At 48.0% G+C, this 14,964-nt stretch carries 13 protein-coding genes; all 13 read left to right on the top strand.

The features are described from left to right. Positions 1-61 precede the first annotated feature (61 nt). The 13 genes from WAE59_RS06705 (at position 62) to WAE59_RS06765 (ending at position 14,944) form a co-directional block, all read left to right on the top strand. Positions 62-1,924: a DUF262 domain-containing protein gene (locus tag WAE59_RS06705; RefSeq protein WP_337855169.1), complete on the top strand. Its 1,863-nt coding sequence runs from the start codon at positions 62-64 to the stop codon at positions 1,922-1,924. After that, positions 1,911-4,340, top strand: a complete 2,430-nt coding sequence (locus WAE59_RS06710; protein WP_337855170.1) for a DUF262 domain-containing protein — start codon at positions 1,911-1,913, stop codon at positions 4,338-4,340. Before WAE59_RS06705 ends, WAE59_RS06710 begins: the two co-directional genes overlap by 14 nt. Beyond that, positions 4,337-4,969 (top strand): uracil-DNA glycosylase family protein, encoded by a 633-nt coding sequence (locus WAE59_RS06715; RefSeq protein WP_337855171.1) that lies wholly within the window; start codon positions 4,337-4,339, stop codon positions 4,967-4,969. Before WAE59_RS06710 ends, WAE59_RS06715 begins: the two co-directional genes overlap by 4 nt. 123 nt (positions 4,970-5,092) lie before the next feature. After that, on the top strand, positions 5,093-8,728 hold the full coding sequence (locus WAE59_RS06720; protein ID WP_337855172.1) for a glycosyltransferase: 3,636 nt from the start codon (positions 5,093-5,095) through the stop codon (positions 8,726-8,728). Positions 8,729-9,117: 389 nt separating this feature from the next. Then, positions 9,118-9,756, top strand: coding sequence for a hypothetical protein (locus WAE59_RS06725; protein WP_337855173.1), 639 nt, complete (start codon positions 9,118-9,120; stop codon positions 9,754-9,756). 17 nt (positions 9,757-9,773) lie between these two features. Then, the gene (locus WAE59_RS06730) at positions 9,774-10,742 is read left to right on the top strand and encodes a toprim domain-containing protein (protein ID WP_337855174.1); all 969 of its coding nucleotides are present in this window, start codon (positions 9,774-9,776) and stop codon (positions 10,740-10,742) included. Positions 10,743-10,824: 82 nt separating this feature from the next. After that, positions 10,825-11,079: a hypothetical protein gene (locus WAE59_RS06735; RefSeq protein WP_337855175.1), complete on the top strand. Its 255-nt coding sequence runs from the start codon at positions 10,825-10,827 to the stop codon at positions 11,077-11,079. Positions 11,080-11,562: 483 nt separating this feature from the next. Further along, on the top strand, positions 11,563-11,937 hold the full coding sequence (locus WAE59_RS06740; RefSeq protein ID WP_337855176.1) for a plasmid mobilization protein: 375 nt from the start codon (positions 11,563-11,565) through the stop codon (positions 11,935-11,937). 3 nt (positions 11,938-11,940) lie between these two features. Continuing rightward, the gene (locus tag WAE59_RS06745; RefSeq protein ID WP_337855177.1) at positions 11,941-13,227 is read left to right on the top strand and encodes a relaxase/mobilization nuclease domain-containing protein; all 1,287 of its coding nucleotides are present in this window, start codon (positions 11,941-11,943) and stop codon (positions 13,225-13,227) included. 26 nt (positions 13,228-13,253) lie between these two features. Continuing rightward, positions 13,254-13,889: a ParA family protein gene (locus tag WAE59_RS06750; RefSeq protein ID WP_337855178.1), complete on the top strand. Its 636-nt coding sequence runs from the start codon at positions 13,254-13,256 to the stop codon at positions 13,887-13,889. Continuing rightward, positions 13,886-14,281, top strand: a complete 396-nt coding sequence (locus tag WAE59_RS06755) for a hypothetical protein (protein WP_337855179.1) — start codon at positions 13,886-13,888, stop codon at positions 14,279-14,281. The genes WAE59_RS06750 and WAE59_RS06755 overlap by 4 nt, the downstream gene beginning before the upstream one ends. Then, positions 14,278-14,616 carry a hypothetical protein gene (locus WAE59_RS06760; protein WP_337855180.1) on the top strand — a complete coding sequence of 113 codons (339 nt, stop codon included), beginning with the start codon at positions 14,278-14,280 and terminating at the stop codon, positions 14,614-14,616. Before WAE59_RS06755 ends, WAE59_RS06760 begins: the two co-directional genes overlap by 4 nt. A 4-nt stretch (positions 14,617-14,620) precedes the next feature. Continuing rightward, positions 14,621-14,944, top strand: coding sequence for a DUF4134 family protein (locus tag WAE59_RS06765; RefSeq protein WP_337855181.1), 324 nt, complete (start codon positions 14,621-14,623; stop codon positions 14,942-14,944). Positions 14,945-14,964 lie beyond the last annotated feature (20 nt).

A 14,964-nucleotide genomic window follows, 5' to 3' on the forward strand; every position in this document is an offset into this window, starting at 1 on the left:
TAAGTTTTTTTGTTCTTCGCTCTGTCTGCGGTTATATTCGTTTAATCTTTAACGCACTTACATGGCCAACCAAATTAAACTTGTTTCTATCAGCGAGCTGCTGGAAGAAAATTTTTACATTCCATCCTATCAGCGGGGTTATCGCTGGACGAGTCAGCAGGTTCTGGAGCTGCTGGAGGATGTGCATGCTTTTGCATTGAAGCCCAAGTCTAAGAAGGAATTCTATTGTCTGCAACCAGTGGTGGTTAAGGCATTCTGCTGGGAGCAGGATGGGGAATCCGTGGCGGGATGGGAGGTGGTAGATGGGCAGCAGCGACTGACCACGATCAGGATTTTGTTGAGCTATCTTGTCGATAAACATTTACGGGGTTCGTCTTTAAAGGAAGAATTCGGAAAGGATCTGTTTTCGATTGCATATGAGACACGGCCAGGTTCCAAGGCCTTTCTGGATGATATTGCGCTATCCGGGGAGTCCCTGAATATTGACTTCCATCACATTAGGAATGCATATCTGACCATAGATGATTGGTTCGGTAAACAACTGAAGAAAAATGATGTGCGCCAATCTATCCTAAGTACGCTGACACACAATCTTTCGGATCAGAAGAGTGAGGGGATTTTGCAGGTGATCTGGTATAAGATCGAAAACGAACAAAATCCGATCGATACCTTCATCAGAATCAATATGGGGAAAATCCCGTTGACGGATGCAGAACTGATCAAGGCACTTTTTCTTCAGGATCGTCTTTTTGGGGATGGACAGGAGATAGGTCATATCCGCCAGCTTGAGATTGCCAGGGACTGGGACCAGATAGAGAATGCTTTGCAGAACAATGAATTCTGGTGGTTTCTCAATAAAGCTGAAAATAAGGTTTCTTCCAGGATATCACTGATATTTGAGCTGATATTTGAAATGAGCACCGTAGAAGGTACTTCTCTTGTGCCGGAGGATGGTGCTGACCAACATAAGATTTTTAGGTTCTATAATGCTAAATTCGAGCAGATCAAGGGCTTTGCTGACCTTCAGGGTGAATGGCAACGGGTAAAGGAAATGTTCCAGTGTTTTGAGGAATGGTTTCAGCATCCGGTCTGGTTTCATTACATTGGATTTTTGATCTATTGTGGTGAATCTATTCGTTCGATTTACGAGCTGACCAGCAAGGAACCGCTCAAGGATAAGATCACTGGTTTCCTGGTTTCCAGAATTGCGGCCCAGCTTGCTGGGGTTAAATGGGCGGACAGCGGGACAGGTGCCTACCTTGATCTGACCTATCCCAAAAATGACGGTTTGATCAAGCGTGTACTGTTGTTATTTAACCTGGTTCCGATCATTCGGCAGAGCGAATCGGGCAAGTTGATCTACAAGTTTCCGTTTCAGGCCTTCAAACAGCAGCATTGGGATACCGAACATATTGATTCCTACAGAAGCCGGAATATGAACAGTCGTAAGGATCAGTTGGAATGGCTCGAGTTTGCTATGGATGACCTCAATGAAATCTTGGGGGACAAGCCATTGTTGGATGAGGTGGTAAATTTCATGATAGATCCCAATAGTCGCTACAGTTTCGAATATTTGGCCCGTAAGATATCCGAGGCTTCCGGAGAGGCTCCGGATGATTTGGCCGATGAGTCTATAAAAAACAATATCGGCAATCTTACCTTATTGAATTCCCATCTGAACAGATCATACGGGAATGCTTTGTTCCCGACAAAAAGACGTAAAATCATTGAGTTTGATGTTGTGGGGGACTTTATGCCGATGAATACGAAAAATGTCTTCTTGAAGTACTATGATCCCATGGGAAAATCAAGGACGCAATGGTCTCGGTCGGATATGGAGAAATACCGGTCCATGATCGCCGATTCTTTGATGGAGTTTTTACCTCCATGTAATTTTAAGCCGCATTCAGATGAACAGATATAATTTTCGGCAACTGCTCACCGAACGGTTGCAGATACGAACCAACAGTGAGGAATTTTTATTGAGTATTGATGGGATCCAAATTCCGATGATCCAGCGGGACTATGCCCAGGGAAGGGATGAGGAGGGGGAGATTCGTGACCGCTTTTTGGGATCGCTTTTTGGGGCGATGTGCGCCGGGAGAACTCTGGAGCTTGATTTCGTTTATGGCGCGATTAAATCGCGTGACGGTCAGCATTTTTTCATTCCACTGGATGGGCAGCAGCGGCTGACGACCTTGTTCCTGTTGCACTGGTATATCGGCCAACGGGAGCTGGGGGATGATGAGCTGATGGTGAGACAACAGGAGCTTTCCAGGTTCAGCTATGATACTAGGACAACTGCAAGAGATTTTTGCAGGGCTTTGTGCAAGATGAAACGTTTGGATTTTTCCGGAGGACCAGCTGCTTTTATAGGCAGACAAACGTGGTTCTTTTCGGTATATGAAAAGGATCCGACGGTCAAATCGATGCTGACCATGCTGGATGCCATCCATAATAATTATTGTAACGCATCCCTGCCTCTTTACGACCAATTGTCCAATCTATGTTTTTATATCCTTCCCCTGGACGGTTTTGGACTTACTGACGAATTGTACATCAAGATGAATGCCCGCGGGAAACCCTTGACCGATTTTGAGAATTTTAAGGCCGACCTGATTAATTGGATGAATGATAAGGACAACCCTGAGCGGGACCTGTTCCTTCAGCAGGTCTGCTATAATGGGCGAATGATGCCCTATGCGATGACGATCGGTTTGAAGCTGGACAATGAATGGACGAATTTTTTCTGGTCATATTCCAAGGATTCCCGGCGGAATGAAGATAAACTGGTTGACCACCTGTTCCTTCGTTTCTTTGACAGGTTGGCTTTAAACAATTTCATTCAGTCCGCGCCGCTCAGGCAGGAAGCTTTGGAACGAAGTGATCTGTTTGTCCATTTTTATGCTGCTGAGCAAAGGAGCAAGCATGGCAGGTATTCCAATTTTGGACACTACCGTTCGCTGATCGGCAGTTTTGATATCGTGCAGAAGATAGAGCGGATTTTGGACCGAATTGCAGTCTCTTATGATGTGATTTCCAAAGGCCTATCACCCGCTTGGGATCCTGATTTGGTCTGGCATTTTTTTGGCGAGGAGATCAGTCAAACCCAGCGCATTCTTTTCATGGGAATGTGTTCTTATCTGGAAAAGGACACTTTTGAGCTGAAGGGTTTCCAACAATGGATCAGGGTGGTATGGAACATCATCATCAATCCAGATATCAGAAGTATCCAGGCAATGATCTCGGCGATGAAACTGATTTCCGAAATGGGGGCATACGCTACTGAGATCTATGAATTCCTGGCTAGTGATAGATCCCTTGCGCTGGAAAAGCAACATAGGAATACCGAATTTATCGAGGAGCGTGAAAAGGCTGTGCTGATCCTGCAGAACCAACAATGGGAGGATGTCTTGATATCCGGTGAACGACATCCGCTGTTTCTAGGAAGTATAGGCTTTTTGCTGGACGGTGGTCCTTCAATGCATGAATTCCAGCGAAGACTTGCTCTAGCTACTGAATTATTTGATGCTGATGGTGCCCACGGCAGATTTGGGGTCAATTATTTGCTAATGCGTTCGCTGATAGCGAGTATTCACAATTTTCAGGAACTGCAGGCACTGAAAATGGAAGACAGCCAGTCTAACTGGTCGCTGCTGTTGAGGCGTAATGCTACCTGTAAAAGAATCATTGGCGGATTTTGTGATGCGCAGGACGTTAATGTGCTTATCTCGGATATCTCCTCCACTGTTTCCAGACCCTCTGCCATCGCCCGGGCTGAAGGGGATGCGGATTTGCAGGTTTTTCGTTTTACCCATGAGCAACTTTACCAGCAGATCGGACTCCATGCCTGGATGCAAAAGGCCAATGCAGTGGCGCTGGTCTGGAAGGATAACCACCTGTATGTTAAGAAATACCGCGCATGGTACGATATGGTGATGCTGGATACCTACCGTAATTTTCTGATTGATAGGTTGATCAGCGACTTTAACCTGGTGACCAAAAACCGCTGCGCAGAGACGAGCTATTTTTGGGGCGATGTTCTCGAACTGGAATTGAAAGTGGGGGAATTCGTCATTACTGTACATTTTGACCGGTATCAGACGCTCTTTGCAGGTTTGACCCAAAGCAAGAACCTTCAGATACCAGCGTCCCTGCAGTACATAAACGCGGCTGAATACTGGCATTGGGTACTAAGCTTCAATTATGCTGGTTTGCACAGCGAACTAGAAGCTGTTGAGCTGTGCGGGCGCATAGGGTTTGAGCTGTTCGATGCCGAAAATCCAAAGAGCCTATTGAGTATGTTGAATGTCCACCTGGCAGATCCGGTACCGTCATGAGCACAGCTGTAGAATTTAAAGAGCGGCATTTTGTTTATGAGACCCATCCTTATCCGGACCATATCAACAGCGATACCAAGGTGCTGGTCATCGGTACTTTTCCTTCGCATGTAAAAAATGCGGGATTCGCTTTCTATTATGCGGGCGAGGGCAACATGTTCTGGGAACTTTTGTCGGTAGTTTTCGGCTATCAGTTCCGTAAGCTGAAGGGAGAGGCGGCTGTGAAGGAACGAAAGGCGCTGTTGGACACATATCATATCGGTATAACCGATATGGTCTCTACTTGCTATCGCTACAAAGGTTTCTCTGGTGATGAATACATTTTTCCGGTAGCGATTAAGGATATCCTCGGCTTGTTAGATCAGTTCCCGTCCATCGAGAGGCTGGTTTTTACCAGCAGGACGTTTATAGTTGGCGCTTTGGGACGGTTTTCTAGCTACCTGATTGAGCGGGGGTTGGAAATGGAGGATATGGGATTCGATGGGGATAATTTGCTGAGAAGTGCCTTGTATTATGATTCGAGGAAAATCGACATTCTTGTTCCGATTTCGCCGTCTAAGCGGGTACAAAGGGACGAAAGGTTTGACTTTGATGAAATGGTTGAGATGTACAAGAAGTCCCTTCGATAGGATTGGGGGTGAGTGTCGGCTGGCTTTCACAATACTTGCCGGTAGCTCCATAAAATACGACCTTTACCAAAAGCATTTATCGGACCTGGCTTACAGGCTTGGTCCTACATTTATTCTAATAGTATGACGTATCTTATTTTTTTGGTTCCCGCTTGGGGACATATCGAAGGAGGGATCAATTCCTTTAACCACGATTTTGTGTCCGCACTTGGTGACTTTACGTTAACCACTGAATTCAAGGTCGTCTGTATCAGTTCTTTGGCAGTACCGGCAGAGGCCGTCCAGGAGGCAAAGGAGCTTAACGTTTTGTTGTATTCCCTAGGTGCTGAAGAAATAAAGTACGAGACCAGCCAATGGCTTGCGGTCAAGAAGATCATAGAGGGCCTGGAAGATATGGAACATTGCTATTCTATCGGCCATGATACCTTTACCGGACCCGATGCATTAGATTTTCACCGAATGATAGGTGTCGAGGGAAGGTCGATTTTCATTCACCACATGGATTATGAGTCATACGCCAATTTGAAGACCGATCCCGATCAGCAATCGAACTATTTGAAATTTGAAAAGCAGGAAAGCTGTATCAAAATTGCAGATATTGTTGTTGCCATCGGTCCCAAGCTGTATGCCTCAGCCCTGAGGAAAAGGGGTAATAATAACGGTCTCTTTGAACTTTTGCCGGGAATATCAGATGTGGATACTGCTGAATTACCGGGCAATTTCAGGGCTATGACTTTCGGCAGATTTGACGAACGTAACGATGCGCTGAAACAAATGCTGCTGGCGGCCAGGTCGTTTGTTGTACATAGTTTGGCTTCAAGTCCTGGCTATGACGATGCGACTTTCACTGTTGTTGGAACTTCGGAAAATGAATCAATTGAACAATTTAAGCAAAGCGCAATCGAGGGGACTGGAGCTACTAATAGTAATATAAACGGACGTCCCTATGAAACTGATCGTTCTAAGCTATTTTCACTATTGGCAAGTCAAAGTGTTTGTCTGATGCTGTCAGTTCATGAGGGCTTTGGTCTGGTCGGTTTCGAGGCTATTGCTGCCGGTGTTCCGTTGATCTTGTCAAAAAACACGGGATTGTATCTTTTTTTAGAAAACCTGTTGGGTAAGGTGCCCTCGCAAGAACATGGTATTTTCCCCGTTTCGATAGCTGGTGGTGGAGGCAGGCTCCTCAATCCCATAGATGTTTCAACGGTAAAGACTGCATATGATATTGTGAGAGAGGATATCGTCCAATACAAGGCCGGAGTATTGGAGCTGAGAAAGCTGCTTATGGAAACGCATAGCTGGCCGGATTGCGCGGCATCATTTATCGATGCTGTTCGTCGGGACCGCAGCGGCCTACCCGGATTTCGGGAGGTTGGTGGTAGGGAAAATCTCCGTTCGATCATACAAAATCTAAATAGACAGGGACGGATTCAACCGGTTTTGGATAGTGGAATCCGAATCGGTCCGGATCCTTTTGCATTCCGTAACCGTACTTGGCGGTTCTGTGGTAGGGTATCAGAGTTTGAACGGTTGCACGCCTTCGCTTACAGTGATAAGAACTTTGATTGGTGGTCGCTCTCAGGAGCGGGAGGATCGGGAAAGAGCAGGCTGGCGCTGGAGCTGATCATTGAGCTCATCGAAAAGGGTAATTGGAATGCGGGTTTCCTGGAATGCCCTACTACTTTTGACTGGTCAAGCTGGAATCCTACCCATGATAGTTTGATCTTGCTCGACGATGCAAACCTAAATTCCAAACTTATCTATCCGTTGCTTCGTCAATGCAGTACCAGAGCAGATTTTAATGGAAGGCGGGTCAGGGTACTATTGATAGAAAGGGAGCTGCATTCCTCCTGGTGTTTGACGGTGGAAAATGCGGTTTCTGCGGGGAAAATTATAACCCCATTTGAAGCTGCACCCTTGAATTTAGGTCCCATGTCCCAGCCATCTTTGATTGAACTGATCCGAAACTTCAAGCAAACTGGAGAGCTGCCCTCTGCAATGACCGTCGCAGATATTGAGACAAATCTTAAACAGATTGATCATCATTGCCTGCCATTATATGCCCTGATGGGGATGGTAAACTTATCCAGGGATGCAAATGCAGGTGGTACGGATGTTATTCAGACCAGTGTGAATCTGGACAAGGAGCGTATTTGGGCGAACATGGCTTCAACTCCCGGCGAGATGAAGGCGTTCAAGCGAATGGTTGCATTTACGAGTATGACCGGCCCAATAGCCGCGGAGGAGCTAATGGAACTGATCGAAAGATACCCTGATCTGTTTCCGGATCAACTTGATTCTAGCACTTTACAGCTACTCGGAATGTATGATCTGAGCAAGGTCTATCCGAGGCAACCAAAAGCGCTTGGTCTACATTTTATTCGTCAGGAGTTTGTCTCGCCTGGAAATCCCCTGGAAAGGGTACCCGGGCTCGATAAGATTTCGGCATTGGCCTGGAAAACTAATCCGGAACGAATGAAAGCCTTTGTCCTTGACTATTTACAGTCCTTTCCAAAGGAGGATCTAGGTCCATTCCTTTCTGGAACGGATAACGAGTCCGATTTGCAGATGACAGAATATGTATTTGATATACTCGAAGCTCGGACCCTGGCCTTGGTTGCCGATAAGGGACTGAATTGTCCGGATGTCAAAACCTGCTATGATCGCGCTAAAAGCATCGCGTTGTCTTTGCCGGCATATGATACCTTGAGGGCGCGTCAACTGATCAACATGCTGGAGACCGCTGCGAAGAACGATCATGATACCTTGGTAGCCACTTATTTGGATGAACTTTGCGAACTTTCAGCAGATCTACCTTTTGAAAGTAGAATTCCACTGGCTTGTTGCTATTGTTTGTTTAGGCTGGGCAAACATTATGCTCAAGCACATCATAAAGCCAGCTTCGAAAGATACAAGGCAGAACTCGAGGTGATGGACAATGTACACTGCAATGATGCAACATTTGAATTGCTTTGGAAACTTAATAGCAGTGGCAAAGTTCTGGAATATGGCATCGCCCAAATTGATCAGGCCAGATTGTTTGACGTTTCTAATCCACTAACCTCTCCGCAACAGCCGGGCATTCTTGCAGATGAGGCAGACATCCGTTTGATCTTGATTAAACTTGCTTTTCAAGAAAGTGACCTGCAAAAAGCGGAGTTCAATTGCGAACGGTTAAGATATATTTTTAGCCAGGATTCTTCTCCGGAAAACCGGCGCGCTTTATTCTCGGCAATGGAGGGTCTAATCGGCTATTCAGTGTTTCACGGTCATGCTTTTTCCGAATTGCTGGAAGAGTTTGGGCATTTTGCTATTGGTCAGGGTGCCGCAGATGCTGTAGAGGAATGGGTTAGGGGGTGTGAGCGTTTGATCAAATATGTCTTTCACAGAGATGATTTACTTGCTCAGAAGATGCTGGAAAGGATGTCGCTTGTTTTGACTGTACCTCACATTTCCGATCAGGTGTTAAATTTGTTCTGGATGAGCTATAAGAGAGGTATTGAATTCCATTTGGCAAACTGGGATCTTGATAAAGCCCATGCGCTGTATGAACAGATGCTGCGCTATGAACAAGCTAATGATAGAAAGGTAGATCCGGTTACCCAATGTTTAACCGCCCTTTGCTTCCGCAGCCATTATCTAAAACTAGGTGATCTCGAAAAGGCACAGGAATTTTACCTGGCCGCTAAGACTGTTAAAGGTATTTCTGATTGGAAGTTTAAAATGTTGAATACTATTGACGAGGTAGATAAGGATTAAATTTCTATTCCTATAAGCCTAAGATCCTCCCATAGCCTGGAGTTTCGTTGATAGATAATTGACAATAAATCGTTCCCAATTTCTAAAACTTGTGAAACGCTGTTTTTAATCATGTGCATTTTTGATCCTGTTAACTCAATGGATCTTTGACATGATTGAACGAGGCGTTTGCTGCTGAAAGGTGGTGAATTGTGTGCAGGGGCTTTGCCCTGATCCGCAGGCAGCCAGTTTTGGCGGGGAGGTAGATCCCCAGGCAGGTAGTTCCATAATTTATAAACTCCCGGGGGCTTTGCGTTTGCCTTCCGGGAGGTTCACGAAGGGGCGTTAAGCCCCTTTTGTGTTTTTTGGTTTTTTGCTTTGCGGCTTTTTGGTATTTAAAAAAGCTTGTTATGTCTGTTATCACTTTAGATTCTTTTATCCGACTGGGCGGTGATCCGGATGATCCTCTTGCGGTCCGCTGGCTGAGGCCGAGGCTGGACCCTGGTGTCCAGCCTTTTGTAATTGACCAGTTACTGCCCGTAGGCAGCACGTTTGGTTTGACGCGGTTTTTGAAACAGCGGAAGCTTTTGGGGGTGGCGAAGGGTAGGTTAACGGAAGTATATTACCATTTATCTGCTGATCCGGATGTCCGGTTTCATGCCCTGGGCTGGCAGAATGAGGCGGGTGGCTGGGTGTTGCAGAATCCGCGCTGGTATGGACTTCTGGGTGGAAAGGCGATTACGGTCATCCCGGGGGATCCGGTTCGGGTGGCGGTCTTTGAGCATTATCTGGATTATTTGAAATGGTTGATGCTGTTCCGTTCGCCGACGCATACGGTGATCGTGCTGAACTCGACGGATTTCCTGGATGCCGGGGTTTTTCTTTGCCGGTTCTTCCGCGAGGCGGAACTTTTTTACCATTCCGAGCGCCTGCTGAAACGGATCCATTCGCGTTACGGGCATTATACTGATTACTCGGTGGATAATGCCGTATTAAATGAGGGCTATGCGGATTACATCGCTGCATGGCGCTCTAGACCGAACTGCTAACCTTTAAACCTTATCCTATGAACAATTTTATTGATGCAAATGCCCTCAGGGCGGAAGTAGACCTGGTGGAGCTGCTGCGTAAGCTCGGCCACCAGCCGGTGGGTAAATCCAAAGGGCAATTGAAGTACCACAGCCCTGTTTGGACCGGTGACAGTACACCTTCTTTCCTGGTGAACCCTGAAACGGGGGAATGGTATGATTTCGGGCTGCCGGGCGGGGGTGACCTGCTGACTTTTGCGAAATCTTACTGGCCTTTACTGAGCTTTTACCAGCGCTTGCAGAAGATCCGGGAGGTATATGATTTGCCGATGCACAAGCTGAAGTATGCTGAACCACGTGAGCGGGAACCCAGGCCAAGAAAGGCGGAGCGGGTGCCGAGCTTTGAGCTGATTGCGGTGAAGGCTTTGGGCAACAATCCGATTTTAGAGGAGTACCTGAAGGAAAGATGCGTCTGGGAGGCTGCGCAGGGCCGGCTGTCGGAGGTGTATTACCGGATGAAGGCAGATGAGCAGCGGCCAGCGCGGAATTGTTTTGGAGTGGGCTGGCTGAATGAGTTTAGAGAATGGGAGGTGCGGACGGCGGCTGGCTGGAAGTCTTTTCTGGGTGCGAACAAGGGCTTGAGTGTTTTTCCTGGGAGTCCGGCGCATCTGGTGGTTTTTGAGGGGATCATGGATTATTTGAGCTGGTCTGCTTTACATCCTGACCAGCAGCCGACTGCGATGGTGCTGAACGGGGCGGGTTTGATAGAGCTGGCCATCAAAGCGGCAGCCGGTTTTGAGTTTAAGTCTTGTTTTTTCGATCATGATGATACAGGTCGTGAGATCACGGCTAGGTTTCTAAAGGTTTATCCTGAGGCTGTTGACGGGGCTGCTGCTTATCTGGGTTTCAATGATTTTAATGAGATGCACATGGCTCAGCCCAAACCCCAGCTGCCCTGGCAGTCCCCGGACATTTATCGGGATGCCACTGAGGGCTTTAAGCGTTAGGCGTTTTGGTTTTTTGGCTGTTTGCTTTGCCTCTTTCTCTTTTGAATTCTACTGTCGAATCATTTTTATAATCATTAATTTTATGGACAATCCTTTTCTCTTGCTTTTTGCGCTTTCTTTCTTTTGCCTGTTTTTGATGACTGTTTTGTCTGCCCTGATGTATGTTTCCCATTGTTCGGCTTTGCGTCGGATGTGGAAGGATGGCTATCTTTCGGGCAGGCTAGATCTGGCGGAACAAATGCTGAAAATCCTTCAGCAATCTAAACCAGATGCTGCTAATGAGCCTCCAGAATCTATTCAACCGAAATCTAAGTTTGAGCCGGTAAATGGTTGTTAGCAGCTTGGCTTGCCTTTTAGCCATTCTGGTTAGTATTTGGCGATTTGGCTGGCCAAATTGCCGGTTGGCTAATTGCTTGGCTGTGCGGCTGATTGGCTTGCTTATAGGTTATCTGGCTGATTTGCCTATCGGTTGGCAGATAGGCTGGCTAAGTGATGGGCGGTTGCACAGGTTTGCTGATTGGCATTCTTGGTGGGGTTTATTTGGCAGCTGGGCTTGCTAAGCAATTGGCTGGCTAAGCAGTTGGCCGGTTGGTTAATTGGCTGGCAAAGTGTTGCTTTACCCGATGCTGCGTTTTGTTTTCGGCAAGTTGTGTTTTCGGGTACCCGAAAACTCACTTGCCTTTACCCGCCTCCGCACCCTGATCGGGGGAGAGGCTTGGGCAAAGGGATGAAAACCCTGCGCAACTTGGGTTTTCTTTTGGGCGCCTAGCCCCTCAGATTGCTTATGGATAAGTGGAGGAAAAAAACGGGCAGGCCTTTGATGGAATCTGGGAAAAGGGAGTTTTTGCTCAAGGCTAAGCTGACTGCTGAGGAGCATAAACAGGTACTCGCTTTGGCCAGGCAGCTTGGGGTGTCGCGTTCGGATCTGGTGAAGTCCAGGCTGCTGGCTGAGCAGCGGCCGGTGCTGATCAACGGCGTCGAGCTGCTTTCGCTATTGGATGGCTTGGGTGCTGAGCTGGGCAGGAGCGGAAACAACATCAACCAGCTGGCCAGGCATGCAAACATTTTAAATAAGCGGGGCATGCTGGACGGGGAGGTGGTGCTGGAGTTTAACGATTTGTTTGCAGTCTACCTTCGCCATCACCTGGAGATTCAAAAGCTGATGCGCAGCCTGATCCGTTTGATGAAAGGCTGAGTTATGATTGTTAAGTTTTTGCGCAAGTCGGAAACCTTTAGCGGCCTGCGTTACAATTCCAATAAGTTCGAAAGTGATAAAGGTGAGCTGATGCTGGTTTCCGGTTTTGGTGCTTTGCAGGGACTGGATCACATGAAGCCTTCTGATTACATCAATTACCTGGAGGCGATGTCCTCCAGGAGCTCCCGGATCAAATTTCCGCAATTGCATGTAGTGATCTCTGCCAAGGGGCATTCGCATACCGGAAAAGAGCTGACAACGATTGCGGCGGATTGGATGGAAGGGATGGGCTACGGGGAGCAGCCTTATATTGTGGTTTACCACAAGGATACGGATAATGCGCATGTGCACATTGTGTCTACGCGTATAGACCGCTCGGGAAAGAAGATCAATGATTCGTTTGAGCATCGCCGGGCTTACCAGGTGCTGAACCGGATTATGGCTGTGGCTCCGGCCGCGAAATTTGAAAAGGATGTTGCTGAGACGCTGGCTTATCGTTTTTCTACCCGCCCGCAGTTTGAGATGGTTTTGGAGGCCAGGGGTTACCAGGTACGGCTGCAAGGCGAGGATTATTTGCTTTTTAAGTATGGCGAGCTGATGGGTAAAGTGCCTTTGGCTGCTGTGGAGCAGCGTATTGCGGCTTACCAGAAAGACTCTGGCCGGATCTCTCAGTTGCGTGCGATTGTCTTGCGGTACCAGTCTGCGCATTCAGGAGCAGTCTACCCGGTGTCCAGGCCTTTGCCGGGCGGTATTTCGGGTCCTGCTTATGGGTATGGTTCTGATCTGGCGGACCTGCTCAGGCAGAAACTGGGTTTGGAGGTGCTCTACCATGGCAGTCCGGGTAAAGCTCCGTACGGCTTTTCGGTTTTGGATCATGCAGAAAAACTGGTGCTGAAGGGGAAGGAGCTGATGGATTTGCAGGAGTTTTTAAGACCAGCTTATGGTGTGTATGATGGTTTGGTTGTTGCTGCTCCTGATCTGGATTTGTCTTCGGGGGTAGATTCAGCCGGTGCTGAAGTTAGGTTTGAGGGCGGGGCTGCTGTTCCCGGTGAGTTTTTAAGGTCAGGTTTGCTTACTGATTGTGATCCTGATGAGGAAAGGACGGGAAGGTATTTGCCTGGCTATTCTGAAAACCCTTTTGATGCCGGTACTGTGGCTTTTGAGCAGGACTACACCGCTGCTTCGGGGCTGGATGCTTTTCGCCTGGACATTTCAGACGATGTGGATGATGAGCAGGTCCTCGGGCCGACGCGCAGGCGGAAACGCAAGGCGAGGACCAATACGCGTTAACTATTTTTTCAATTTTATTTTTTGCTATGGTCATTCTGATTGGCAACCAAAAAGGGGGTGCCGGGAAAAGTACGCTGACTCTTCTGCTGGCGAATTACCTGAGCTTGGTGCGCAGGCGGAAACTCACCGTCCTGGACATGGACTACCAGCAGAGCATTGTCACCAAATACGAAAAGGCGAAGGTGCTGGAAAACCCGGAACCTTATGAGGTGATCCCTTGTGACCTGAAGCATTTTACGGTGCTGCTGGAGGCGATCCGCCGGAGAAAGGGCGAGCTGGTGCTGATCGATCTTCCGGGCAAGATGGATGATGACGGGCTGATCCCAGTCTTTCTCTCTGCTGATCTGATCCTGTGCCCTTTCAATTATGATGAGTTTTCAGTGGATTCGACTTTATTGTTTGCGATGGTCACCCAAAGAATCAATAACCGGGCGACACTGCTGTTTGTGCCCAACCGTATCAAAACAACGGTGCGTTATGAAACCAAGGAACAGGTGGATGCGGTACTGCTGCGCTTTGGGAAAGTTTGCCCTGCCATTGCCGACCGGGTGGATTTCCAGCGGCTGAGCACCAATGAAACGCCTGCAATTGTGCTTCCGGTGGTTTTGCCGCTTTTGGAGCATGTGTATGAAAAGTACATTTTGGGGGAGGTGCTGTCGTGAGCGAGCAGATTAAAAGCCTGGCGGATGAGATCCGCGAAAAGCTCCGGCATGAACAGGCTGTGAATTCTCCTCCGGAGGAGGTTGTGGCCGAGTCTGTTGGTATTGAGAATTCTTCATTGGCTGTGAAGCCAGCTGCTGTTCCTGCAGATGCCGTTTACACCGAGGCCCAGGTCAGTAAATTCTTTCAGCAGCTGGAAGCGTTTGATTATTCCGCCAGGCACAAAAGCATGATCCGGGTGGATGCCGGTACCATGAGGCTGCTCCGGCGTTTGAAACTGGTGCGGGGAGTGGACATGAACAAGTTCATTGTCTTTGCGCTGCACCAGCTTTTGGCCAGGCATCCCTGGCTGACGAGTTACATCCAAGATTCACTTAAAAATCCTGATTTATGACATGGACTTCTTTTGGCCTTTGGCTCTGCCTGGGTTACCTGGCTTATTATGGCCTGAACCTGGCTTTTGATTTACTGATCTCCAGGCAGGGCAGCGTTGAATCTGCGGCATCCGAAGAGCTGTTCTTTGAAGAGGCTTCTTCTCCTGAACTTGTGAGCTACCTGGAGGATGCCCCTGTAGCGGAGCTTCCTGCTTTGGGAGATCCTGCTGCTACGCCTGGTTCTGCGGTGCTGAGTTCCGGCCTGGTGTCTTCAACTGGTGGGATGAGTATCGCTGAACTGCTGATCCGCGCGAAGGATGAGCTCATCGAACATACCAGGGCAATTCCGTATTAGGTTGATGGGCGCTGGTTTTGTGAAGACGGCATTGGCTATCTTTTTTTATGCCCTGGTTTTTTTGTTTTTTCCCTTAACGCTCTCCGCCCAGCCGGGTATTGCGGAGTTCTACAATGCAGGTAATGAGGTTCAGCGCTGGTATTTCAGCTTTGCGGATCTGGTGCTGGTCTTGGCGGCCATTGCCGGGATGCTGGGCGGTCTGCGCGTTTATGCCAACTGGCAGAGCGGTTCCCGCCATATTGATGCCCAGGTGATGGGCTGGTTCTTTTCCTGCTTGTTCCTGCTGCTGGTTGGGACGTTTCTCAGTGCCCTGTTCGGGGTCCATTAAATTTTTTCACCATTTAATTT

The sequence above is a fragment of the Pedobacter sp. GR22-6 genome (genome assembly GCF_037402555.1).
GTDB lineage: Bacteria > Bacteroidota > Bacteroidia > Sphingobacteriales > Sphingobacteriaceae > Pedobacter.